At 73.9% G+C, this 21,881-nt stretch carries 18 protein-coding genes and 1 pseudogene; 12 read left to right on the top strand and 7 right to left on the bottom strand.

Annotated features, from left to right (window positions below; genetic code table 11):
* Positions 1–125: 125 nt before the first annotated feature.
* The 3 genes from gatB to gatC are packed head-to-tail and all read right to left on the bottom strand — an operon-like array spanning position 126 to position 3,450.
* Positions 126–1,634, bottom strand: coding sequence for an Asp-tRNA(Asn)/Glu-tRNA(Gln) amidotransferase subunit GatB (gene gatB / locus FE251_RS04290; RefSeq protein ID WP_139072816.1), 1,509 nt, complete (start codon positions 1,632–1,634; stop codon positions 126–128).
* Positions 1,631–3,154, bottom strand: a complete 1,524-nt coding sequence (gatA, locus tag FE251_RS04285; RefSeq protein ID WP_139072817.1) for an Asp-tRNA(Asn)/Glu-tRNA(Gln) amidotransferase subunit GatA — start codon at positions 3,152–3,154, stop codon at positions 1,631–1,633. The genes gatB and gatA overlap by 4 nt, the downstream gene beginning before the upstream one ends.
* Positions 3,151–3,450 carry an Asp-tRNA(Asn)/Glu-tRNA(Gln) amidotransferase subunit GatC gene (gene gatC, locus FE251_RS04280; RefSeq protein WP_139072818.1) on the bottom strand — a complete coding sequence of 100 codons (300 nt, stop codon included), beginning with the start codon at positions 3,448–3,450 and terminating at the stop codon, positions 3,151–3,153. The genes gatA and gatC overlap by 4 nt, the downstream gene beginning before the upstream one ends.
* A gap of 71 nt (positions 3,451–3,521) precedes the next feature.
* Here gatC and FE251_RS04275 point away from each other — a divergent pair, with 71 nt between their 5' ends.
* Together FE251_RS04275 and FE251_RS04270 are read left to right on the top strand one after the other, a co-directional pair.
* A complete protein-coding gene (locus tag FE251_RS04275; RefSeq protein WP_139072819.1) occupies positions 3,522–4,781 on the top strand; it encodes a phospholipase D-like domain-containing protein in 1,260 nt (419 codons plus the stop codon).
* A gap of 45 nt (positions 4,782–4,826) precedes the next feature.
* Positions 4,827–6,359: an aspartate:alanine exchanger family transporter gene (locus tag FE251_RS04270; protein ID WP_139072861.1), complete on the top strand. Its 1,533-nt coding sequence runs from the start codon at positions 4,827–4,829 to the stop codon at positions 6,357–6,359.
* Positions 6,360–6,441: 82 nt separating this feature from the next.
* On the opposite strand, the gene FE251_RS04265 is transcribed toward FE251_RS04270, so the two are convergent.
* Positions 6,442–7,506, bottom strand: coding sequence for a MupG family TIM beta-alpha barrel fold protein (locus FE251_RS04265; protein WP_168202648.1), 1,065 nt, complete (start codon positions 7,504–7,506; stop codon positions 6,442–6,444).
* A 121-nt stretch (positions 7,507–7,627) separates the two neighbouring features.
* On the opposite strand from FE251_RS04265, the gene ligA reads away from it, so the two are divergent.
* The gene (ligA, locus tag FE251_RS04260) at positions 7,628–9,997 is read left to right on the top strand and encodes an NAD-dependent DNA ligase LigA (RefSeq protein ID WP_139072821.1); all 2,370 of its coding nucleotides are present in this window, start codon (positions 7,628–7,630) and stop codon (positions 9,995–9,997) included.
* 94 nt (positions 9,998–10,091) lie between these two features.
* Positions 10,092–10,793 (top strand): SOS response-associated peptidase, encoded by a 702-nt coding sequence (locus FE251_RS04255; protein WP_139072822.1) that lies wholly within the window; start codon positions 10,092–10,094, stop codon positions 10,791–10,793.
* Between the two features lie 34 nt (positions 10,794–10,827).
* On the opposite strand, the gene FE251_RS15795 is transcribed toward FE251_RS04255, so the two are convergent.
* The gene (locus FE251_RS15795; protein WP_230976544.1) at positions 10,828–11,067 is read right to left on the bottom strand and encodes a hypothetical protein; all 240 of its coding nucleotides are present in this window, start codon (positions 11,065–11,067) and stop codon (positions 10,828–10,830) included.
* Here FE251_RS15795 and FE251_RS15975 point away from each other — a divergent pair.
* The 5 genes and pseudogenes from FE251_RS15975 to FE251_RS04230 all read left to right on the top strand — a co-directional run.
* Positions 10,952–12,070 (top strand): annotated as a pseudogene (locus FE251_RS15975) (sensor histidine kinase); the annotation flags it as partial. The gene FE251_RS15795 and the pseudogene FE251_RS15975 overlap by 116 nt on opposite strands.
* Positions 12,071–12,239: 169 nt before the next feature.
* A complete protein-coding gene (locus FE251_RS04245; RefSeq protein WP_139072863.1) occupies positions 12,240–12,917 on the top strand; it encodes a response regulator in 678 nt (225 codons plus the stop codon).
* Between the two features lie 171 nt (positions 12,918–13,088).
* Entirely contained in the window at positions 13,089–13,838 is a 750-nt protein-coding gene (locus tag FE251_RS04240) for an ABC transporter ATP-binding protein (RefSeq protein WP_230976543.1), read from the top strand.
* A complete protein-coding gene (locus FE251_RS04235; protein ID WP_139072824.1) occupies positions 13,838–16,438 on the top strand; it encodes an ABC transporter permease in 2,601 nt (866 codons plus the stop codon). Before FE251_RS04240 ends, FE251_RS04235 begins: the two co-directional genes overlap by 1 nt.
* Positions 16,439–16,604: 166 nt before the next feature.
* The gene (locus tag FE251_RS04230; RefSeq protein WP_139072825.1) at positions 16,605–18,212 is read left to right on the top strand and encodes a phosphodiester glycosidase family protein; all 1,608 of its coding nucleotides are present in this window, start codon (positions 16,605–16,607) and stop codon (positions 18,210–18,212) included.
* Here FE251_RS04230 and FE251_RS04225 read toward each other — a convergent pair.
* Positions 18,209–18,622, bottom strand: a complete 414-nt coding sequence (locus FE251_RS04225) for a hypothetical protein (RefSeq protein WP_139072826.1) — start codon at positions 18,620–18,622, stop codon at positions 18,209–18,211. The genes FE251_RS04230 and FE251_RS04225 overlap by 4 nt on opposite strands.
* A gap of 182 nt (positions 18,623–18,804) precedes the next feature.
* Between FE251_RS04225 and FE251_RS04220 the strand changes: the two genes are divergently transcribed.
* Together FE251_RS04220 and FE251_RS04215 are read left to right on the top strand one after the other, a co-directional pair.
* Complete coding sequence (locus FE251_RS04220) at positions 18,805–19,053, top strand: WhiB family transcriptional regulator (protein ID WP_139072827.1); 249 nt, start codon at positions 18,805–18,807, stop codon at positions 19,051–19,053.
* A 119-nt stretch (positions 19,054–19,172) separates the two neighbouring features.
* Positions 19,173–19,781 carry a DedA family protein gene (locus tag FE251_RS04215; RefSeq protein WP_139949250.1) on the top strand — a complete coding sequence of 203 codons (609 nt, stop codon included), beginning with the start codon at positions 19,173–19,175 and terminating at the stop codon, positions 19,779–19,781.
* A 24-nt stretch (positions 19,782–19,805) separates the two neighbouring features.
* Here the strand turns inward: FE251_RS04215 and FE251_RS04210 are convergent, their stop codons facing one another.
* Positions 19,806–21,263 (bottom strand): sensor histidine kinase, encoded by a 1,458-nt coding sequence (locus tag FE251_RS04210; protein ID WP_139072828.1) that lies wholly within the window; start codon positions 21,261–21,263, stop codon positions 19,806–19,808.
* 92 nt (positions 21,264–21,355) lie between these two features.
* Here FE251_RS04210 and FE251_RS04205 point away from each other — a divergent pair, with 92 nt between their 5' ends.
* Entirely contained in the window at positions 21,356–21,850 is a 495-nt protein-coding gene (locus FE251_RS04205; RefSeq protein ID WP_139072829.1) for a DUF2505 domain-containing protein, read from the top strand.
* The last annotated feature ends 31 nt before the right edge of the window (positions 21,851–21,881 follow it).

The following is a 21,881-nucleotide window of genomic DNA, read 5'->3' as shown; positions in this document are numbered from 1 at the left end:
GATCCAGCGCTCGGCAGGTGGTGGGGCGCCCATGTGCGGGTGGTGAGGGCGCCATGTACGGCGAGAGCCGGATCCTGCGTGCAGGATCCGGCTCTCGCGCGTGAGGGGTTGTGCGTGAGGGGGCGTCAGCCGCTGACGCGCTCCATGATGAGTTCGCGGACGCGGGCGGCGTCGGCCTGACCGCGCGTCGCCTTCATGACCGCGCCGACGATCGCGCCGGCCGCCTGCACCTTGCCGCCACGGATCTTCTCCGCGACGTCCGGGTTGGCGGCGAGGGCCTCGTCGACGGCCGCGATGAGCGCACCGTCGTCGGAGACGACCTCCAGGCCACGGGCGACGACGACCTCCTCCGGACCGCCCTCCCCCGCGAGCACGCCGGCGAGCACCTGGCGGGCGAGCTTGTCGTTGATCCGGCCCGAGTCGACGAGCGACTGCAGCTCGGCGATCTGCGCCGGGGTCACGGCCAGCTCCTCGAGCTCGACGCCGTCGGCCTTGGCGGTGCGGGCGAGCTCGCCCATCCACCACTTGCGCGCCGCGCCCGGGTCGGTGCCGGCCGCGACGGTCGCCTCGATGAGGTCCACCGCCCCGGCGTTGACGACGTCGCGCATCTCGGCGTCGGCGTAGCCCCACTCCCCCTGGAGACGACGACGCCGCAGCGCCGGCATCTCGGGCAGCGAGCTGCGGATCTCCTCGACCCACTCCCGGCTCGGGGCGAGCGGGACGAGGTCCGGCTCGGGGAAGTACCGGTAGTCCTCGGCGTCGGACTTCACCCGGCCGGGCGACGTCGTGCCGGTGTCCTCGTGCCAGTGGCGGGTCTCCTGGACCACGGCCTGGCCGGCGTCGAGGACGGCAGCCTGGCGCGAGACCTCGTAGCGCACGGCGCGCTCGATCGAGCGGAAGCTGTTGACGTTCTTCGTCTCGGTGCGCGTGCCGAGCGGCGCGTCGGGGCCCGGGCGCAGCGAGACGTTGATGTCGGCGCGGACGTTGCCGCGCTCCATCTTGGCCTCGGAGACGCCCAGTGCCCGGAACAGGTCACGCAGCGTGCTCACGTAGGCGCGGGCCACCTCCGGCGCCCGCGCGCCGGTGCCGGTGATCGGCTTGGTGACGATCTCGACGAGCGGCACCCCGGCACGGTTGTAGTCCACGAGGGAGTACTCCGCCCCGTGGATCCGGTTCCCGGCGCCGCCGACGTGGGTGTTCTTGCCGGCGTCCTCCTCCATGTGGGCGCGCTCGACCGCGATCGGGACGACCGTGCCGTCCTCGAGCTCGACGTCGATGGCGCCGTCGAAGGCGATCGGCTCGTCGTACTGGGAGGTCTGGAAGTTCTTCGTGAGGTCCGGGTAGAAGTAGTTCTTCCGGGCGAAGCGGCACGTCTCGGCGATCTCGCAGCCGAGGGCCAGGCCGATGCGGATCGCGTACTCGACGGCGGTGCGGTTGACCACCGGCAGCGCGCCGGGCAGCCCGAGGGACACCGGCGTCGTGAGGGAGTTGGGCTCCCCGCCGAAGGCGTTGGGGGCGCCGTCGAACATCTTCGTCGCGGTGCCCAGCTCGACGTGCACCTCGATGCCGATGACCGGGTCGTAGCGGGTGACGGCGTCGTCGAAGTCGACGAGCGCGGGGGTGGTCGCGGTCATCGCTGGGCCTCCTCGGAGACGGTGGTGGGCAGGGCCGGAGCCTCGGCCAGCAGCCGGTGCCCGCGCTGCTCGTCGAGCAGCCGCTCGAGGACCGCTCCGACCCGGTAGAGCCGGGCGTCCTCGCGGGCCGGGGCCAGCGCCTGGAAGCCGACCGGCAGGCCGTCGTCGCTCAGGCCGCTGGGCACCGAGATGCCGGGGATGCCGGCGAGGTTCGCCGGGATGGTCGCGACGTCGTTGAGGTACATCGCCATCGGGTCGTCGAGCTTCTCCCCGAAACGGAAGGCCGTCGTCGGGGTGGTCGGTGAGACGAGGACGTCGGCCTGCTCGAACGCGGCGGCGAAGTCGCGCTGGATGAGCGTGCGCACCTGCTGCGCGCTGCCGTAGTAGGCGTCGAAGTACCCGGCCGACAGTGCGTGCGTGCCGAGGATGATGCGCCGCTTGACCTCGTCGCCGAAGCCGGCGCCGCGGGTGGCGCCCATGACGCGCTCGGCGGTGAGGGGGCCCTCGGAGGGCTCCACGCGGAGGCCGTAGCGCATGCCGTCGAACTTCGCGAGGTTGGAGGAGGCCTCGGCCGGGAGGATGAGGTAGTACGCCGCGAGCGCGTAGGCGAAGCTCGGGCAGGACACCTCGACGACCTCGGCCCCGGCCTGACGGAGCAGCTCCAGGGCGGCGGTGAAGCTCGCCTGGACGCCGGGCTGGTAGCCCTCGCCGCCGAGCTCACGGACGACGCCCAGACGCACGCCGCGCAGGTCGCCGGCGCCGGCCGCGGCGACGAGGTCACCCACGGGGTCGGGCAGGGAGGTCGAGTCGCGCGGGTCGTGCCCGCCGATGAGCTCGTGGAGCAGCGCCGAGTCGAGCACCGTGCGCGAGACCGGGCCGGCCTGGTCGAGGCTCGAGGCGAGGGCGATGAGCCCGTAGCGCGAGACCCCGCCGTAGGTCGGCTTGGTGCCCACGGAGCCGGTGACGGCGGCGGGCTGGCGGATGGAGCCACCGGTGTCCGTGCCGATCGCCAGGGGCGCCTCGAAGGCGGAGACGGCCGCGGCCGAGCCACCGCCCGAGCCGCCGGGGATGCGCTCGAGGTCCCACGGGTTGCGGGTGGGGCCGAACGCCGAGTGCTCGGTGGAGGAGCCCATGGCGAACTCGTCGAGGTTCGTCTTGCCGAGGATCGGCAGGCCCGCGGCGCGCAGCCGCTCGACGATCGTCGCGTCGTACGGCGGCACCCAGCCCTCGAGCATGCGCGAGGCGGCCGTCGTCGGCTGTCCCTTGGTGACGACGACGTCCTTGACGGCGATGGGCACGCCGGCGAGCGGGTGGAGCTCCTCGCCGCGAGCCCGACGCTCGTCGACGTCGCGGGCGGTGGCCAGCGCCTCCTCGCCGTTGACGTGGAGGAAGGCGTGCACGGCGCCGTCGACCTGCGCGATGCGCTCGAGGTGCGCCTGGGTGACCTCGACCGAGCTGACCTCCTTCGCGCGCAGCCGCTCGGACAGCTCCGCCGCGGTCGCGGTGATCAGCTCGTTCATGCGTCCTCCCCGAGGATCTGCGGGACCAGGAACTGGCCGTCCCGGCTGGCCGGCGCGCCGGAGAGCGCCGCGTCGACCGACAGCGGCTCCTCGACGACGTCGGGCCGCATGACGTTGGTCAGCGGGATCGGGTGGCTGGTGGCCGGGACGTCGGGGCCGACGGCGGCGCTCACCTGGGCGACGGCATCGGCGATGACGCCGAGCTCCCCCGCGAGGCGCTCGACCTCCTCGGTCGTGAGGTCGATGCGGGCCAGGGCGGCCACACGCGCGACCTCGGCTGCGTTGATGGTGGACATGGAGATCGAGTCTAACGCCACGCCCCGCGCCGCCGGGGCTGGGCAGCCCCTCGCTGCTCTAGGTTTGGTACATGAAGCTGAGCACCGCCCGCAGGTGGCTGCGGCCGCGCGTCCGACGCGCCGTCACCTGGGGCGCCCTCGGCCTCGCATGCGCGCAGGTCGCGGCCGCCGCGACCGTGTGGGGGGTGGACTCGCTGCGCAAGCGACGGGAGCCCCCCGGCGGGGAGTTCCCCCTCACCGAGCCCGTGCCGATCGACGTCGCCGGCTCCGCGCTCACGGTCTACACCTACGGCGAGGACGTCTACGCCGCGATGCTCGAGGCGATCCGCGAGGCGAAGCACTACGTCTTCTTCGAGTCCTACATCTGGAAGGACGACCCCGTCGGCCGGGAGTTCAAGCGCGAGCTGATCCGTGCCGCCGAGCGCGGGGTGCAGGTCTTCGTCATCTTCGACTCCTTCGGCAACCTCGTCGTCCCGCGGTCGTTCAAGCGCTTCCCCGACTCGGTGCACGTCATGCGCTTCCCGCTGTGGCGCCCGGGGCTCATCACCTTCAACATCCGCAAGTCCGGCCGGGACCACCGCAAGATCCTCGTCGTCGACGGCGAGCGCGGCTTCGTCGGCGGCTACAACATCGGCCAGCTCTACGCGACGAGCTGGCGCGACACCCACCTGCAGGTCCGCGGTCCGCAGGTGTGGGAGCTGGACAACGCGTTCGTCGACTTCTGGAACGAGCACCGCCGCCCCCACCACCCCGAGCTCGAGGACCGCGGGGCGCTGTCGTGGGACGCCCGCATCCAGTCGACGCAGAACTCCCCCTCCTCGATGCTCTTCCCGGTGCGCGGCGCCTACATCAAGGCGATGGACCGGGCGCAGCACCACATCTACATCACCCAGGGCTACTTCATCCCCGACACCGAGTTCCTCGGCGCGATGCTCCGCTCGGCCAGGCGCGGGGTGGACGTGCGGGTGCTCATCCCCGAGGTGTCCAACCACGTGCTCGCCGACTGGGCAGCGCGCACCCTGTACCGGCGCATGCTGGAGGGAGGGGTGACGATCTGGCTCTACCAGGGCGCGATGGTCCACGCGAAGACGGCGACGGTCGACGGCCGGTGGACGACGATCGGAACGACGAACATCGACCGGCTGTCCCTCGTCGGCAACTTCGAGATCAACCTCGAGATCTACGACGAGGCCATCGCCCGGCACATGGAGAAGGTCTTCGCCACCGACCTCACCAACGCCCGTCTGCTCACCCTGGAGGAGTGGGAGAGTCGCCCGTTCCTCAACCGGGTGGGTGAACGACTGCTCCACCCGCTTCGCTTCTTGTTCTGAGGTACCACCGTGCTCGACGTCCTCGCTTCCGCTCCCCTCCTGACGATGATGCTCGTCGTCGCCCTCGGCACCCTCCTCGGGGCGGTGCCCTTCGGGCCCGTCCGCTTCGGCGCCGCCGGAGCGCTGTTCGTCGGGCTCGCGGTCGGCGCACTCGACCCCCGCCTCGGGGAAGGGCTGGGCCTGGTCCAGACGCTGGGCCTGGCCCTGTTCGTCTACACCGTCGGACTGGCGGCCGGCGGCACCTTCTTCCGCGACCTGCGCGGCCAGCTGCCGCTCATGGCCGGATCGATCGTCGTGCTCGTCGTCGTCGCGGGCGTGGCCGTCCTGGCCGCCCGGTGGGCCGGGATCCCCGCGGCGATGGCCGGCGGGGCCTACGCCGGGGCCCTGACCTCGACGCCGGCGCTGGCCGCGGCGACGACGGCGGCCGGCTCCCAGGAACCCGCGGTCGGGTACTCCCTCGCCTACCCCATGGGCGTCCTCGTCTCGATCGTCGTCGTCGCGGTCGTCACCGCGCGGCCGTGGCAGGCCCGGCGCGACCCCGACCCGACAGCGGGCATCGGGCTCATCGACGTGAGCGCGGAGGTCGAGCACCCCGGGCCGCTGTCGGCGATCCCCGGCGTCGCGCAGGGCGAGGTCCGTCTGTCCTACCTCGAGCGGGACGGGGCGACCCGCGTCGTCGACGCCGACGAGGACCTGCAGGCCGGCGACCGCGTCGTCGTCGTCGGGTCACGCGAGGCGGTCGAGCGCGCCGTCGAGCACCTCGGCCGGCGGGTGCACCGCCACCTGGCACACGACCGCTCGGTCGTCCACTTCCGCCGGTTCGTCGTGTCGAACCGGAAGGTGGCCGGGCGCACGGTCCACGACCTCGACATCCCCGGCCGCTTCGGTGGCGTCGTCACCCGGGTGCGCCGCGGGGACCGGGACCTGCTCGCCGGCGACGACCTCGTCCTCCAGCTCGGGGACCGGGTCCGGGTGGTCTTCCCGCGCGGGCGCCTCACCGAGCTGTCCGAGATCTTCGGGGACTCCGAGCGCGGCGTGAGCGAGATCGACCCGCTGTCGGCGATGACCGGCATCGCCGTCGGCCTGCTCCTCGGGCTCATCACGGTGCCGCTGCCCGGCGGGGCCGCCTTCGCGCTCGGCTCGGCGGCGGGCCCGCTCGTCGTCGGGATGGTCCTCGGCCGGCTCGACCGCACCGGTCCGATCGTGTGGACGCTGCCCAACGCCGCGAACCTCACCATCCGCCAGCTCGGCCTGCTGCTGTTCCTCGGGGCGACCGGCCTGTCCTCCGGGCAGGCGTTCGCCGCGCAGGCGTTCACGCCGCTCGGGCTGCGGGTCGTGCTCGTCGGCATCCTGCTCGTCGGACTCGCCGCCGTGGCGTTCGTCGTCATGGCCCGGCTGCTCGGGCAGAGCACGCCGCGCACGGCGGGGGCGCTGGCCGGCTTCGTGGGCCAGCCGGCGATCCTCGCCTACGTCGGCGGCCGGGTCAGCGACGAGCGGGTCGAGGCGGGCTACGCCTCGCTGTTCGCCCTGGGGATCATCGTCAAGATCCTCCTCGTCCAGTTCGTCACCACCCTCTGACCGCCGGCCCCGCCGTCGGGCACCAGGTGCCTCCGGCGGGACCGGAGAGGGCCGGGAGTGACCGGCCGGCGAGCCTGCCGGGTCAGCGCAGGCGGAGACGGACGGGCTGGCCGGGCCCGATCCGGTCGAGCAGGTCGCGGTCCTCGGCGACGACGTGGCCGACGACGTTGACCGTCGGGTCGGCCGGCAGGTCGCGCCGCTGGATCGCGATCTCGCCCTTGTACCGACCGGCGGCGTCGTTGTCGACGGTCACCGAGCCCAGGGCGCGCCCGACGGTCGGCCCCGCCGGGACGGCGACGTCGGCGAGCGCCCCGCGGGCGCCCTCGAGGCGGACCATCGCGGCGGCGTCGTCGGTGCGGTTGCGGTCCTGGACGGCGAGCCGCTCGGCCACGGCCTGCGGCACCGGTGCGGTGAGCTCGACCTCGAGCTCGACGACCCCCTCGACCGCCCACGCCCGCCACGTGCGGCGGGTGCGCTCGGACAACGACGGGTCTCCGACGAAGACGTCGTCGACGCCGAGGCGGAGCAGGTCGATGGCCGCGGCCACCGGGTGGGTGTCGCGGTGCCGCTCGAGCGTGGGCAGGCCGAACCCGAGGGGGATGCGGCGCAGGCCGTCGCCCGGCACCCACGCCTGGACGGGCAGGCCGAGCCCGTGGAACATCCGGGTCTGGGCGTCGAGGAACTCCTCCGACAGCCCGGTCCACACCTTGGGGTAGAAGTTGTGCGAGATGCCGATCCCCTCGGTGCGCATCCCCATCCCGACGAGCCGCTCGTAGTCGCCCGGGGTGGCCGTGGAGGCGTTGAACCAGATCGGGATCGAGCGGGACAGCGCGACGATCTCCTCGTCGCTCAGCCCGTAGTCCACCCGCAGGGCCGTGACGCCCCAGTCGCGCATCGTCCCGGCCGTCGTCACGTCCAGGCCGACGGCCGCGAGCGACGGGCCGGAGATGTCGACGACGAGGCCGAGCCCGTTGTCCTGGGCGAGCGCGCCGACCCGCTGCATCCGCGCGCGGAAGTCGCCCTCGGGCTCCTCGGGAACGTGGAGGGAGCCGAAGAGCGTGGTGAACCCGTCCTCGCGGGCGGTCGCGCAGACCTGCTCGGCGACGTCGAGGTGACGGAAGTAGGCGGACAGTCCGAAGCCGGTCACGGGGTCTCCTCGAGGGGGTCGGTGCACCCGCGCGGGTGGTGCCCGCACGGGCCCTCAGTCTCTCAGCCGGCGCGGGCCCCACCGCGAGGCAGGCGGCCCGCTCCTTCGTACACTGGCCCGCGTGGCACAGACCGAACCGGTCCCCGCGAGCCTCGACGAGGCGAGGGACGAGGCCCGCGCGCTCACCGAGAAGATCGACGGCGCCCGCGAGGCGTACTACGGCAAGGACACCTCGCTCGTCGACGACGCGACGTACGACGGGTGGATGCACCGCCTGGAGGAGATCGAGCGCGCGCACCCCCTGCTGCGCAGCCAGGACTCCCCCACCCAGGTGGTGGGTGCCGCCGGGACCAGCGACCTGCCGACCATCGAGCACGCCGAGCCGATGCTCAGCCTCGACAACGTCTTCTCCCTGGAGGAGCTCGCCGAGTGGTGCGCCAAGACCCAGGCGGCGGCCGGCCGCACGGTCGCCTGGCTCACCGAGCTGAAGATCGACGGACTGGCTGTGTCGCTGCGCTACGAGCACGGCGTCCTCACCTCCGCCGCGACGCGCGGGGACGGCCGGGTCGGTGAGGACGTCACGAGCAACGTCAAGCGCCTGGGCATCGTGCCCGACCGCCTCGCGGGCGAGGGGCACCCTCCGCTCGTCGAGGTCCGGGGCGAGCTGTTCATCCCCGTCGCGGAGTTCGAGCGGCTCAACGAGCTGCAGGCCGAGCTCCGTGAGCGCGCCGTCGCGGAGGCCCGCACCCGGTGGCAGGAGCGCTCGACCGGGGGCACCTTCGACGAGTCCCGCGCCGAGGCGAGCGCCGCCCGCCGCTTCCCCGCCTTCGCCAACCCGCGCAACGCCGCCAGCGGCGGCCTGCGGCAGCGGCTCGACAAGAAGACCGGGCTCGAGCACGAGGCCGGGACCGCCCGGCTACGCGCCCTGGCGCTGTTCGTCCACGGCTTCGGCGCCTGGGGCGACCCGCCGGTCCACGCGCAGAGCGAGGTGTACGAGCTCCTCGCCGGCTGGGGCCTGCCGACCAACCCCCGCACCAAGGTCCTCGGCAGCGTCGAGGAGGTGGGCGCCTACGTCGAGCAGTACGGCCGCGAGCGCCACGAGGTCGAGTACGAGATCGACGGCGTCGTGGTCAAGGTCGACGAGTTCGCCCTGCACGCCGAGCTCGGCCGCACGAGCCGAGCCCCGCGCTGGGCCATCGCCTACAAGTACCCGCCCGAGGAGGTCCACACCCGGCTGCTCGACATCAAGGTCGGCGTCGGGCGCACCGGGCGGGCCACCCCCTACGCCGTCATGGAGCCGGTGCACGTCGCGGGGAGCACGGTGCGCCAGGCGACGCTGCACAACCAGGAGGTCGTGCGGGCCAAGGGCGTGCTCATCGGGGACACGGTCGTCCTGCGCAAGGCCGGTGACGTCATCCCCGAGGTGCTCGGGCCGGTCGTCGACCTCCGCGACGGCAGCGAGCGCGAGTTCGTCATGCCGCAGGACTGCCCCGAGTGCGGCACGCCGTTGCGGCCGATGAAGGAGGGGGACATCGACCTGCGGTGCCCCAACGCCCGCTCCTGCCCGGCGCAGGTGCGCGGACGGGTCGAGCACATCGGCTCCCGCGGCGCCCTGGACGTCGACGCGCTCGGCGAGGTCACCGCCGCCGCCCTCACCCAGCCGACGAGCCCGGCGCAGCCGCCGCTCACCACCGAGGCCGGCCTCTTCGAGCTCGAGCTCGACGAGCTCGTGCCCATCGAGGTGGTCGTGCGCGACAACGAGACCGGGGAGCCGCGGGTGGACGAGCACGGCGAGCCCGTGCGCCGCCGCCCGTTCCAGCGGGTGGAGCTCACCTACCCGCCGGGCTACGAGGACGCGACACCGGCCGAGCGCCGCGCGGCAGGGGTGCGCAAGAACTTCCGCCGCGTCCACCCCTCCAAGCAGGCGCTCGTCCTCCTCGAGGAGCTGGAGCGCGCCAAGACCAAGGACCTGTGGCGCCAGCTCGTCGCCCTCAACATCCGGCACGTCGGACCCGTCGCCGCGCGGGCGCTCGCCGCGCACTTCGGCTCCCTCGACGCGATCCGCGCGGCGGAGCAGGCCGAGCTGGCCGCCGTCGAGGGCGTCGGCGGGATCATCGCCGACGCCGTGCGCGACTGGTTCGAGGTCGACTGGCACCGCGAGATCGTCGAGCGGTGGACGGCCGCCGGCGTCCGCTTCGCGATCCCCGGCCACCCCGGTCCCGGGGCCGCCGCGGAGACCGGGGGCGTGCTCGAAGGGCTCACCGTCGTCATCACCGGCTCGATCGAGGGCTACACCCGCGAGGGTGCCAAGGAGGCGGTCATCGCCGCGGGCGGCAAGGCCGCGACGAGCGTGAGCAGGAAGACCGACTACGTGGCCGCCGGCCCCGGTGCCGGGTCCAAGCTCGCCAAGGCCGAGGAGCTCGGGCTGCCGGTCCTGGACGCCGAGCAGTTCCGCACGCTCGTCGAGCAGGGGCCCGACGCCCTGGGCTGAGGCCACCGGGTCCACCCCTGGTCTGAGGGCGTGCCACCCCCGGTCAGCCCGGGGTCGGACGCCCGGTGTGGGACCCACCTGGCACCCTTGAGTCATGTGCGGTCGCTATGCATCGTTCCGGGAGGCGCAGGAGCTCGCCGACGCCTTCGACGTCGAGGAGATCGCGGAGGAGGCCGCCGCCGTCCACCCGTCGTTCAACGTCGCCCCCACCGACCGGGTGCGCGTCGTCCTGGAACGCTCGGACGGGCACGTGCGCCAGATGCACTCCGCCCGCTGGGGCCTGGTCCCGGCGTTCGCGGACGACCCCTCGATCGGGGTGCGGATGATCAACGCCCGGATCGAGACGGTCGCGGAGAAGAGCGCCTTCGCCAAGTCGCTGCGCGCCCGGCGCTGCATCCTGCCCGCCGACGGCTACTACGAGTGGCGCAAGGAGCCCGACGGCTCCAAGACGCCCCACTTCATCCACCGGGCCGACGCCGCACCACTCGCCTTCGCGGGGCTCTACGCGTTCTGGCGTGACCCGAGCAAGGACGACTCCGACCCCGCCCGCTGGCTGCTGTCGACGACGATCCTCACCCAGCCTGCCCGCTCCCAGCTCGCCGGCATCCACGACCGCGAGCCCGTCGTCCTGCGCGGCGACGCCGTGGCGCCGTGGCTCGACCCGTCGGTGACCGCGCCCGAGGAGGCCCTGGCGGCCATCGGCGCGGAGCGGCCGCAGCTGCAGTTCCACCGGGTGGGGCCGCGCGTGGGTAACGTCCGCGTCGACACCCCCGACCTCATCGAGCCCGTGGACTGACGGTGAGCACCTCCCCCACCGACTCCCCCTGGTCCTACCCGCCACCGCCCCCGCCGCCCGCGTCCTCCCAGCCCTGGGTGTCACAGGGCTCGACCATGCACGGCGCGCCACCACGCCTGCCCGAGCCGCAGCTGCGCGACACCAGCCGCACCGTGGACCTGCTCGTCGTCCTCCTGCTCGCGGTCTTCGTCGCGATCCCCTCGCTCATCGGCGGGGTCGGCACCGCCACCACCGGGTACGGCGCGTTCTTCGGGGCGCTGGCGTCCCTCGCCATGCCGGCCGCGCTGTTCTGGCGCCGCACGCGGCCGGTCCCCTCCGCCGTCGTCGTCTACGGGGCGGCGCTGGTCCACTTCGCGAGCGGCGCGCCGCTCATCGTCGCCGACGTCCTCATCTTCGTCGCGCTCTACTCGGTGACCGTCTACGGGCCGGTGTGGGCGGGGCGCACGGCCCTCGTCTCGGCCATCTTCGGCGGCCTGCTCCTCGCGACGTGGATCAGCGGGACGTCCGGTCCCGGCCTCACTGGTCGGTTCTGGCTCGACCTGTCTCCCGAGAGCCTCCTTCTCATCGCCGTCATCGGCGGCCTCATCGGGGCCGCGTGCCTCTTCGTGTGGGCGATGGGGCTGGTGCGCCGCAGCCGCCTCGCCCACACCGAGACGCTCGCCGAGCGCGCCCAGCGGCTGGAGATCGAGCGCGACCAGCAGGCCCAGATCGCCACCGCCGCGGAGCGCTCACGCATCGCCCGGGAGATGCACGACATCGTCGCCCACTCGCTGTCGGTCGTCATCGCCCAGGCCGACGGCGGGCGGTACGCGGCGGCGGCGGACCCCGACGCCGCCGTCCGCGCGCTCACGACCATCGCCGACACCGGGCGCGCGGCCCTCGCCGACATGCGCAAGATCCTCGGCGTCCTGCGCGCGCCGGGCGGGGAGGACGAGACCCACGGCGCGACGATGCCCCAGCCCATCGACGCCGACCTCGACGGCCTCGTTGAGCAGCTGCGCTCCTCGGGGCTCGACGTCTCGCTCATCCGCGTCGGCGACGCCCGCCAGCTGCCCCCCGGCCTCGGGCTCACCGTCTACCGGATCTGCCAGGAGGCGCTGACCAACGTCCTCAAGCACGGCGGTCCGGCCGCGAGCGCCACCGTCCTGCTCCAGTGGGCACCGCAGCGCATCATCGTCCAGGTCGAGGACACCGGCCGAGGCGCGGCCGCCTCGAACGACGGCGCCGGGCACGGTCTGCTCGGCATGCGCGAGCGGGTCATGCTCTTCGGCGGGACGCTCGAGACCGGCGCGAAGCCCGGGGGTGGCTACCGGGTGCGGGCGGAGATCCCGCTGCCCGGCGTCACGCCGCTCAGCCCACTCCCACCCCCGACGGCGCGAACGCCCCGCTGGCTCCGGCATCATGGCCCCAGCAGCAACGAAACGGAGTCCTGTGAGCACCGAGCCCATGCCCGCCGAAGACACCCCCATCCGTGTCGCCCTCGTCGACGACCAGCAGCTCGTGCGAGCCGGCTTCACCCTCGTCATCAACTCCCAGCCGGACATGGAGGTGGTCGCCGAGGCCTCCGACGGCGCGCAGGCGCTGCGGATGCTCAGCGCCTACGACGCCGACGTCGTCCTCATGGACGTGCGCATGGCCGGCATGGACGGGCTCACCGCCACCGAGCAGCTCACCGCGCAGGGCTCGGGCCCGAAGGTCGTCATCCTCACGACCTTCGACCTCGACGAGTACGTCATGCGCGCGATCAAGGTCGGAGCGAGCGGCTTCCTCCTCAAGGACGTCCCGCCGGAGGACATGCTCCAGGCCATCCGCACCGTGCACGCGGGCGACGGCGTCATCGCGCCGTCGTCCACCAAGCGGCTCATCGAGCACCTCGCCCAGGTCCTCCCGGACGAGCAGAAGGCCCCGCCTGCCATCCTCGACGCGCTCACCGAGCGCGAGCGTGAGGTCCTCGTCCTCATGGCCCGCGGGCGCAGCAACACCGAGATCGCCGCCGACCTCTTCGTCGCCGAGGCCACCGTGAAGACGCACGTCGGGCGGGTGCTCTCCAAGCTCGGCGCCCGCGACCGGGTCCAGGCGGTCGTCCTCGCCTACGAGACCGGGCTCATCACCCCGGGCTCCTAGCCCGTCCGCGCGCGCCCGCCCGCCCCAGGGGTGGACCCGCGGGTGGTGGCGTACGACCACGGGATGACCCGAGAACAGGCCCCCGGCAGGACGCAGGCACCGTGGTGCCGCCCGTAGCGTCGGTGACATCACCAGACGCGGCCCGTGGCCGCCCCACCCAGGAGGATCCCTGTGAGCAGCTCCCCCCGACGACCCGCGGTCCAGGCACGCGGCCTGAGCAAGGTCTACGGCAGCGGGGACGTCGCCGTCCACGCGCTCCGCGGCGTCGACGTCGCCTTCACCGCCGGTGAGTTCACCGCGATCATGGGGCCTTCCGGCTCCGGCAAGTCCACCCTCATGCACCTGCTCGCCGGGCTCGACGCGGCCACGGGCGGCCAGGTCGTCCTCGGGGACACCGAGCTCACCGCCCTGGGCGACACCGAGCTCACGCTGCTGCGCCGTGAGCGGGTGGGCTTCGTATTCCAGTCCTTCAACCTCCTGCCGATGTTCACCGCCCTGCAGAACATCACCCTGCCGTGCGAGCTCGCCGGCACCGCCCCGGACCAGGGGTGGCTCGACACCCTCATCGACACGCTCGGCCTGCGGGACCGGCTCACCCACCGGCCCAGCGAGCTGTCCGGCGGCCAGCAGCAGCGCGTCGCCATCGCCCGCGCCCTCATCACCCGCCCCGACGTCGTCTTCGCCGACGAGCCGACCGGCAACCTCGACTCCCGCTCCGGCGCCGAGGTGCTCTCCTTCCTGCGCACCAGTGTGCGCGAGCTCGGGCAGACGATCGTCATGGTCACCCACGACCCGGTCGCGGCGTCCTACGCCGACAGCGTCGTCCTCCTCGCCGACGGCCGCATCGCCGGCTCGATCGACAACCCGACCCCCGAGTCGGTCCTCGCCGGTCTCGACGCGCTGCGCACGGTGAACGCCTGATGCTCAGACTCACCCTCACCCAGATGCGCCGCAGCACCGGGCGCCTGCTCGCCGCGGGCCTGGCGATCATGATCGGCACGGCCTTCATCGCCGCGACACTCCTCGGCACCGCGGTCATCCGCGACACCACGTACTCGGCGGTCACCGCCGACATCGGAGACGCGGACGTCGTCGTCCAGTCCGGCGACGACCTGCTCACCCCCGAGCAGCTCGACGAGGTCCGGGCCCTGCCCGGCGTCTCCGTCGCCGACGGCCAGGTGACGATGTTCGGCTCGATCGTCGCCGGTGGGCGCCAGGACTGGTCGGCCGTCGACGCCGTCGGCTCCCCCGGCCTGTCCGGCGTCACCGTCCTCGACGGCACGCTCCCGACGGCGCAGGGCGAGGTCGCCCTCACCGCCTCCTCCGCCGACCGGCTCGAGGTCGAGGTCGGTGACGCACTGACGATGTCGACCGAGATCTACCTGCCGCCCCCGCCTGGCGCGAAGGACTCGATGCCCTTCGTCGACGCGGAGCTCACCGTCGCCGGCATCCTCCAGGACCCCTCTGCGCTCGTCGGCATGGGCAACACGGCGCTCGTCACCCCCGCCCAGCGCGACGCCTGGGTGGTGCAGGCGGACCGCGAGCTCGCCTTCAGCGAGATCCTCGTCCGCGCGGCGGACGGCGCGGAGCCGGCCGCCGTCGCAGCCGCGGTGTCCGCGGAGCTGCCGAATGCCGCCGTCCGGACGGGCGAGGAGTACGCCCAGCAGACGCTCCAGGACCTCACCGGTCAGGCCTACGCCCTCACCGCGGTCATCCTCGCCTTCGGCGCGCTGGCGATGTTCGTCGCCGCGATCGTCATCACCAACACCTTCCAGGTGCTCGTCGCCCAGCGCACCCACACCCTGGCCCTCCTGCGGGCCGTCGGCGCGACCAAGCGCCAGATCCGCCGCTCGGTGCTCACCGAGGCGCTCATCCTCGGGATCGTCGCCGGTGTCGCCGGGCTGGTCCTCGGCACCGCGCTCGCCCAGGGCGCCCTGTGGGTCCTGCACGCCCAGGAGCTGCCCTTCCCGGTGCCCAGCAACGTGACGATCACGGCGGCGGCCGTCATCGTCCCGATCGTCACCGGTGCCCTCGTCACCGTGCTGGCGGCGCTGTCCCCCGCGCGGGCAGCGACCGTGGTCTCCCCGCTCGCGGCGCTGCGTCCCCCTGAGCCGCCGGACCCGCGCGGCGCCTCCCGACTGCGCGTCGTCGCCTCGCTCGTCCTCGTCCTGGGCGGCGGCGCCATGGTGGCCGCGGCCCCGTTCCTCGCCGGCGCCGAGTCCATCGACGAGGAGACCGCCGTGCTCGGCGGGCTCGCCCTGGGGATCCTCGGCGGCTTCGTCTCCTTCGCCGGCGTCATGCTCGGGATGGTCTTCGTCGTCCCGACGGTCGTCCGTGGCCTGGGCGCGCTCGCCCGGCGGGCCGGTGGCGGCACCCCGGCGCGGATCGCCACCGCCAACGCCGTGCGCAACCCGCGCCGTACCGCGGCGACCGCCACCGCGCTCGTCATCGGCGTCACGCTCGTCGCGCTCATGTCGACGGGCGCGGTGAGCGCCCGGTCCAGTCTCGACTCGATGCTGCGCAGCCAGTTCCCCGTGGACCTCGTCGTCTCCTCCAGCGCCTGGGACCAGGAGACCGGCCTTCCCGGCGGGCTCACCCCCGCGCAGATCGAGACGGTCGAGCGCACCGAGAACGTCGAGGCCACGCTCGGCATCGCCGAGGCCCAGGCCACCTTCCAGACCCCGCAGGGGGAGATCGAGACCGGGGTCTCGCTCGTCGACCGCGCGGCCGCCGAGTCGATCATGCGGGACAGCTCGCTCCTCGACCTGCTCGGTGAGGACACGCTCCTCGTCGGCAGCGGCTGGGCCCGCGACGTCGGCCTCACCGACGGGCAGACGGTGACGCTGGGCGACGCAGACCTCACCCTCGTCGTCCAGGGCAACGGTTACACCGCCTTCGCCCCGCTCAGCCTGCGCGAGGCGATCGACCCGCAGGCGCCGGTCACCGAGCTGTGGGCGCGCCTGTCGGGCGAGGACCAGGCCGCGACGATCACCACGGTCTCCGACCGTCTCACCGAGGCCCAGGCGGTGGCCACGGCGCAGGACCCCGACGCGCGGTACGACACCCCCTACGTCGACGGGCCGGCCGCCCAGCGCGAGATCTTTGAGCAGGTCATCAACACGTTGCTGGCGATCGTCGTCGGACTGCTCGGCGTGGCCGTCGTCATCGCGCTCATCGGCGTGGCGAACACGCTGTCCCTGTCGGTCATCGAGCGGCGCCGCGAGTCGGCCCTGCTGCGGGCCATGGGCCTGACCCGCGGCCAGCTGCGCCGGATGCTCGCCGTCGAGGGCGTCTTCCTCGCCCTGGCCGGGGTGCTCATCGGGGCCGTCCTCGGGCTGCTCTACGGCTGGGCCGGCACCGCGGTCATCCTCGGCCGCTCAGGCGAGCTCGCGCTCGCCGTGCCGTGGGGGTACCTCGGCGCGATCGTCGTCGTCGCGCTCCTCGCCGGGTTCGCGGCCTCGGTGCTGCCCGCCCGCAGCGCCGTGCGCACCCCGCCGGTCGCCGCGCTCGCGGCCGACTAGACCCGTCGCCGCCGGGCTGGAGGGGCCGGCGCCGACGCACCGACGGACCCCGTCGTGTCCCTGGACGCGGCGGGGTCCGTTCGTGCTGTGGCGGCCCCTCCCCCACCCCGTGAGACTGGCGCCACACCGGCCGCGACGAGCGGCCCCCGACCCCGGAGGACCTCCCATGCCCCGTGCGCACGGTGTCACCGCCCTCGCGACCGCCGCCCTGCTCGCCCTGCCCCTCGCCGCCGGCGCCGCGCCGGCGCCCGACGACGGGCCGGGTCTCCCCCTCGGCGCGGCAGACCTGCAGGAGACCCGGCACACCGAGGCGGTGGCCCCGGGGGTCACGCTCACCCGGATCGTCCGCGGGGACGCCGAGGCGACCTACCCGTGGACGGTCGAGGTCTCGGTGCCCGCGGGCTCCGGCTCACCGGACCCCGACGCCCCCGCCACCGCGCTGCGCGACCGGGCGAGCGCCGAGGAGGTCGTCGCCGAGCTGCGTGCCGCCGGGCTCGACGCCCGCACCGAGGAGGTGCGCACGCAGCCCACCGTGGACTTCGCGGGCGGCAGCCTCGGCTGGCGTGTGCGCGTCGGCTCGTTCACCGACCGGGCCGCGGCGGACGCGGCCCGGGAGCAGGTCGTCGCCGCCGGGCACCGCGGCTCCACCCTGTCGACCGCGTGGGACGCCGACGGCGAGGAGGACCGCGGGCCGTGGCGGATCGACGTCCTCACCGTCGACCCGCGCCACTTCCGCGGCGAGCTCGCGGCGTCGGTCGGCCCGGACGTCGAGCGCCGCGAGACGACCTCCGAGCTCGCCGCCCTCTCCGGGGCCCTCGCGGCCGTCAACGGCGGGTTCTTCGTCCTCGACCCGCGGGCCGGCGCGCCCGGCGACCCGGCCGGGGTTTCGGTCGTCGACGGCGAGCTGCTCAGCGAGCCGGTCGGGGACCGGCCCGCGCTGCTGCTGCGACCCGACGCGCGGCGCACCGAGGTGGAGCGCCTCACGTGGGAGGGCGAGCTGCGCACGGGCGGAACCCGTCTCCCGCTCGACGGGGTCAACCGGGTGCCGGGCCTCGTGCGCAACTGCGGCGGGCTCGACGACCTGCCGACGTCCCTGCCGCTGCACGACACGACGTGCACCGACCCCGACGAGCTCGTCGTCTTCACCGGCACCTACGCCGCGACCACGCCCGCGGGCCCCGGTACCGAGGTGGTGCTCGACGCGGGCGGCCGGGTCGTGGAGGTCCGCGGGGAGCGCGGGGGCCCCGTGCCGGAGGGCGGGCGCACCGTCCAGGCCACCGGCGACCTCGCCCCGGTCCTGCGCGGACTCGTCGAGGAGGGCGGGCGGCTCGACGTCCGCACGACCCTGCACGACGAGGAGGGCCGACCCGTGCACCCCACCCGCTACCCCGCCGTCGTCAACGGTGGACCCGAGCTCGTGCGCGACGGCGCACGGCACGTCACCGTCGCCGCCGACGGCATGGTCCACCCGGACAACCCGAGCTTCTACTACGGCTGGGCGCACAAGCGGAACCCGCGCACCCTCGCGGGCGTGGACGCCCAGGGCCGCCTCGTCCTCGTGACCGCGGACGGGCGCAGCACCGACGCGCTCGGCCTGTCGATCCCGGAGGCCGCGGACGTCGCGGTCGGGCTGGGTCTGCGCGAGGCGCTCAACCTCGACGGCGGCGGGTCGACGGCGATGGTCGTCGGGGACCGGCTGCTCACCGTCCCGTCCGACGCCGCCGGGGAGCGGCCGGTGGGCGACGCGGTGCTCGTCCTGCCCGGGCGGTCCTAGGCGACCGCGCGGGGCGGGGTGGCGCTGCTGGTCCACTCCACCGAGCGCGGCAGGAGGATCCCCACCGTCACGGCCACCGGGAAGGCGACGAGGAGAGTCACGACCCACCACTCCAGCGCGCCGGCCTGCGACACCCCGGTGGCGAGGAGGAGCAGCTGCCACGTCACGACGGGCCCACGGCCCCACCGGTGGCGCTGGTAGAGCGCCCGGCCCGCGGCGACCAGCACGGCGCACAGGCCGAGGAACAGGGCGGCGAGCACGGCGGTGACGGCCCCTCCGGTGCTCTGCCCGCGGACCACCTCGAGGAGCATCCCGACGGTGAGCGCGAGGAGCGCCCCGACCTCCACGAGGAGGAGCAGCAGCGCGCTGAGAAGGGCGGTGGGCGGACGGACGGGCCGGTCGGAGGTCACGGTCCTGAGCGTACGTCCTACATCCGTGTGACGAAGGCCACTCCCCCCGGGAGGTGGTTGACCTCCGCCGAACCCTTGTCCCGGCACGGGCCGTCGTGTGAAGGTGGTGCACAGTCATTCTCCCGGACCGCCCCCCTTGCTCCATCAGGCGGTCCGCACGCGCCCAAGAAGGAGTTTCATTCATGGACTGGCGCCACACCGCCGCTTGCCTGACCGAGGACCCCGAGCTCTTCTTCCCGATCGGCAACACCGGCCCCGCTCTCCTGCAGATCGAGGAGGCCAAGGTGGTCTGCCGCCGGTGCCCCGTCGTGGACACCTGCCTCAAGTGGGCCCTGGAGAACGGTCAGGACGCCGGGGTGTGGGGCGGCCTGTCCGAGGACGAGCGGCGCGCTCTCAAGCGCCGCACCGCCCGAGCCCGGCGCGCGTCCTGACTCCCCTCGCCGCACTGAGCGTGCCCCCGGTGTCCCTCGCGACGCCGGGGGCTTCCTCGGTGTCCGCCGCCGACGACGGGGGCCTCTTCTCCGGGGTCGCCGACTACGCGGTCTCCCTCATGGAGACCCTCGGCGGGCCCGGCGCGGCCCTCGCGATCGCCCTGGAGAACCTCTTCCCGCCGATCCCCAGCGAGGTCATCCTCCCGCTCGCCGGCTTCACCGCCAGCCAGGGTGAGCTCGGCCTCGTCAGCGTCATCCTCTGGACGATCGCCGGCTCGGTCGTCGGCGCGCTCACCCTCTACGGGCTGGGTGCCGCGCTCGGGCTGCGCCGGCTGCGGGCCATTGCCGACCGGCTGCCGCTCGTCGACTCCCGCGACGTCGACGCCACCGACCGCTGGTTCCAGCGCCACGGCACCAAGGCCGTCTTCTTCGGGCGGATGCTGCCGATCTTCCGCAGCCTCATCTCCATCCCCGCCGGCATCGAGCGGATGAGCCTCCCGGTCTTCCTCGGGCTGACGACAGCGGGCTCGGCGATCTGGAACACGGTCCTCGTCCTCGCCGGGTACTACCTCGGCGAGCGGTGGCACGTGGTGGAGGAGTACACCGGCATCCTCCAGCTCGTCGTCATCGCGGGCATCGTGCTCGCCGTCGCGTGGTTCCTGTGGAGCCGCACCGGCCGCCGCGGGCGCGAGCGCCGGCAGCGCAGCCAGGCACCCGACGGCGACTGAGCGGGACGCGGCGGGCGAGCCGCCTCAGCGGGCCTCGGCGATCCGGGCCCGCACGGCGACCTCGGTCCCGCCGCCGGGAGCCGGCAGCCACTCGATGGTCCCGCCGAGCTCCCCGCGCACGAGCGTGGAGACGATCTGGGTGCCGAGGCCACCGAGGACGCTGCCCTCCTCCATGCCCTTGCCGTCGTCGCGCACGGTGACGGAGAGCTGCTCGCCCTCGCGGTCCGCGGTGACGACCACGGTGCCGCCCTCGGGCCCGAGCCCGTGCTGGACGGCGTTGGTGACGAGCTCGGTGAGCACGACGGCGAGCGCCGTCGCGTCGTCGGCCGGCACCTGACCGAAGCTGCCGCACACCTCGGTGCGCACCTGCCCCTCGCCCGCCGCGACGTCCGCCGACAGGCGCAGCACCCGGACGAACAGGGCGTCGAAGTCGACGATCTCGTCGATGATCTGGGAGAGCATGTCGTGGACGAGGGCGATCGTCGAGACGCGACGGATCGCCTCGCCGAGGGCCTCGCGGACCTCCTCGCTGCCCGAGCGGCGCGACTGGAGACGCAGCACCGCGGCCACGGTCTGGAGGTTGTTCTTCACCCGGTGGTGGATCTCGCGGATCGTCGCGTCCTTGGTGAGCAGCTCGAGCTCCTGACGGCGCACCTCGGTGACGTCGCGGCACAGGAGCACCGCCCCGCGCCGCTGACCGTTCTCCGTGATGGGGATCGCGCGGAAGGAGACGACGACGCCGTGCGCCTCGATCTCCGAGCGCCATGCCGCCTTGCCGGTCATGACGACGGGCAGCGACTCGTCGACCGGGCCCTCGCCGTCGATGACCTCGGTGACGGCCTCGACGAGCACCTTTCCGGTGAGGTCACCGATGATCCCGAGCCGGTGGAAGCACGACAGTGCGTTCGGGCTGGCGTAGAGCACCTCGCCGTCCAGGCCGAGGCGGAACAGGCCGTCCCCCACGCGCGGGGCGCCGCGCCGCGAGCCCGACGGGGTCTCGGGCTGGGGGAACTCCCCGCGGGCGACCATCGCGCAGATCGCGTCGGCGGCCTCGACGTAGTTGAGCTCCAGCCGGCTGGAGGTGCGGGTGATGCCGAGGTTCGCCTGGCGGGAGACGACGGCGATGGTCCTGCCCTCGTGGACGACGGGGATCGCGTCCTCACGCACGGCGTGGGAGCCGATCCAGCGCGGCTCGGTCGCCCGGACCGGGACCTGGCGCTCCATCGCCTGGCGCAGCAGGCGGCGGCGTCCCGCGGGGATGAGCCGGCCGACGACGTCCTCGTAGTAGACGGTGGCCCCGGTCGAGGGACGGCAGTGGGCGACGATGAGGAAGTCCTCCTCGCCCATCGGGATGCACAGGAGGAGGTCGGCGAACGAGAGGTCCGAGACGACCTGCCAGTCACCGACGAGCTGGTGGAGCCACTCGATGCTGTGCGGGTCCAGCCGCGACCTGTCCTGGATGAGTTCGCTGAGCGTCGACACCCTGCCAGCGTATAGCGCGGCCCGCCGCGAACCCGGCGCCCGCGCGGCGCGGCGGCTAGGCTGGGACCTCCCACCGACTGGAGGAATGCACAGTGCGCTTCGACGCGACGATCGACTACCCGGCCGACGTGCGAGCGGTGGCCGCGATGCTCGCCGACGACGGCTTCGTCCGCCGCAAGATCGAGGCGTCCGGCGCCCTCGACGCCTCGTGCGAGATCCTGCGTGAGGGCGAGGCGTTCACCGTCACCACCCGCCGCAAGATGCCGACCGACCAGGTGCCCTCGCGCTTCCGCTCGCTCGTCGGGCAGAGCCTGGACGTGCGGCTCGTCGAGGCGTGGGGCGCCCCGCAGGCCGACGGCAGCCGCAGCGGCACCCTGGCGCTCGACATCGCCGGCGTCCCGGTGCGGGTCAACGGCCGGATGTCACTCACCCCCGCCGGCGAGGGCGCCGCCCAGTCCTACTCCGGCGACGTCACCGCCTCGATCCCGCTCTTCGGGAAGCCGATCGAGAAGGCCGCCGCCGACGCCGTCGACAAGGTCCTCGCCGTCGAGCGCAGGATCGGCCTGGAGTACCTCGCCGGCCGCTGACCCGCCACCCGGTTCCCCCGGCAGGACGGCT

The sequence above is a fragment of the Georgenia wutianyii genome (assembly GCF_006349365.1).
Taxonomy (GTDB): domain Bacteria; phylum Actinomycetota; class Actinomycetes; order Actinomycetales; family Actinomycetaceae; genus Oceanitalea; species Oceanitalea wutianyii.
Note: the sequence above shows the minus strand (reverse complement) of the source record. Positions and strands in the feature narration are given on the sequence as shown.